The sequence below is a fragment of the Nonomuraea longispora genome (assembly GCF_004348345.1).
Lineage (GTDB): Bacteria > Actinomycetota > Actinomycetes > Streptosporangiales > Streptosporangiaceae > Nonomuraea > Nonomuraea longispora.
The window spans coordinates 1-1,491 of the sequence record NZ_SMJZ01000426.1; the positions used below are offsets into that span (position 1 = coordinate 1).

The following is a 1,491-nucleotide window of genomic DNA, read 5'->3' on the forward strand; positions in this document are numbered from 1 at the left end:
CATCGCCTTAGGCGTGAACCCAAGAGTCGCCGTGGAGACCACCGCACCATGCGTACGCTTACCGCTCGCCGCGTCGATCGCGGTATAGGTCAACCGCCCGTCCGGCAACACCCCGTAAACCGAGGCGGTGCCCTCGGGGGAGGGTGCCGAGCAGTTGCGGCTTTCCACGTTGCGCCAGGTTTGGTTGTTCGATTGACCGTAGGTGACGCCGTTGAAGGTCGGCTTGACCCGCTCGGAGCCGGCGAAGCCCCAGGAGGCCGACCCATTGCCGTCGGAGTCGCGTCCGAGCTCGAAGTGCAGGTGAGGGTGGCCGTTGGAGGTCTCGCCGGTCTTACCGACCTTGCCGATCATCGCTCCCCTCTGCACCCTGTCGCCGACCGATACGGCACGAGACTGCAGGTGGATGTACGTGGTGAAGTAGCCGCCGCCGTGGTTGATCTGGATCATGTTGCCGGCGTTGCCGTGCTTATAGGACTGGTTCACCGTCCCGGCCGCCGGCGCGACCAGAGTGGCGCCGTCGGTGCCGTGCTGGTCCGGCTCCTTCACCATGTCCACCGCGGGGGCGTGCGCCCACGTGTCCAGCCGCCACTTCTGGCCGCAGGGAAAGGGAAGCTGGAGGTCGGGCGCGGCCATCGCGTGGCTCGCCGTGCCGAAGACGCTGAACGCGGCGACGAGCGCCGTGGTGACGACAGCTCGTAAGAGCGTGGAGGGGGGCATGAGGTTTCTCCAGGTCGTGCCAGATGCCGGCATCGCAGTACCGGAACTCCGATGCCGGGCCGGGGCGGGACAGGGCAAATCACGGAATGGCGAATTCCGAGCCCCTTTAACGCGGCGTTCGTTTTCCAATGCCTAAAGGCAATGGACTGCGACCTTTCCGCGGGGCCGATCGTAGACAGCTCCGGTATGTCGGCGGTATGTCGGCGGTATGTCGGCGGTACTTTCCTGGCCGATGTCGGCGACACGGTCAGGGCCGAAGCGTTCTCGGTTGAGGAGGTCGTTGCTGGGATGACGCGGCTGGCTCGTGGGGGCGCCCCGGGGTACCAATGACGAACGCGACCCCCGATGATCGTTGGTTGTCTACGCCAGTCGATCAAGAACAGGGGCCGCGTTCGCGTGCCATCATCCCCGATCGACGTGCTCGCCCGCCACTCCGAGCACGTCACCGCCGCCAGTCCGCCCGCCGACCTGCTCGATCTGCCCACGCTGGCCGAAGTCCTGGACACGCTGCCGATCCACGCAGCCGGCGGGGACGCCGCTACCGGCTCGGCCCGCTCTTGGCCTTATCCCTGCTCGCCGTGCTCGGCGGAGCAACCTCCCTCAAGCAAATCACCCGCATCATCACCGGATACGACCCCCACCTGCGCGCCCAAGCCGGACTACCCGCCACCATCCGCCTGGCCGCCAGCACCCTGGGACGGCTGCTCGCCGGCTGGACGGCGACGCCTTCGACACCGCCGTCTACGGCTACCTGACCGCCCTCACCACCGACCC

The 1,491-nt window shown here is 67.3% G+C and carries 2 protein-coding genes; one reads left to right on the top strand and one right to left on the bottom strand.

The window, feature by feature from the left end; genetic code table 11:
• Window positions 1-717: M23 family metallopeptidase (locus tag E1267_RS43720; protein ID WP_165960136.1), on the bottom strand; the 717-nt coding region annotated here is incomplete at its 3' end.
• Between the two features lie 557 nt (window positions 718-1,274).
• Between E1267_RS43720 and E1267_RS47040 the strand changes: the two genes are divergently transcribed.
• A complete protein-coding gene (locus E1267_RS47040) occupies window positions 1,275-1,472 on the top strand; it encodes a hypothetical protein (protein ID WP_246064756.1) in 198 nt (65 codons plus the stop codon).
• Window positions 1,473-1,491 lie beyond the last annotated feature (19 nt).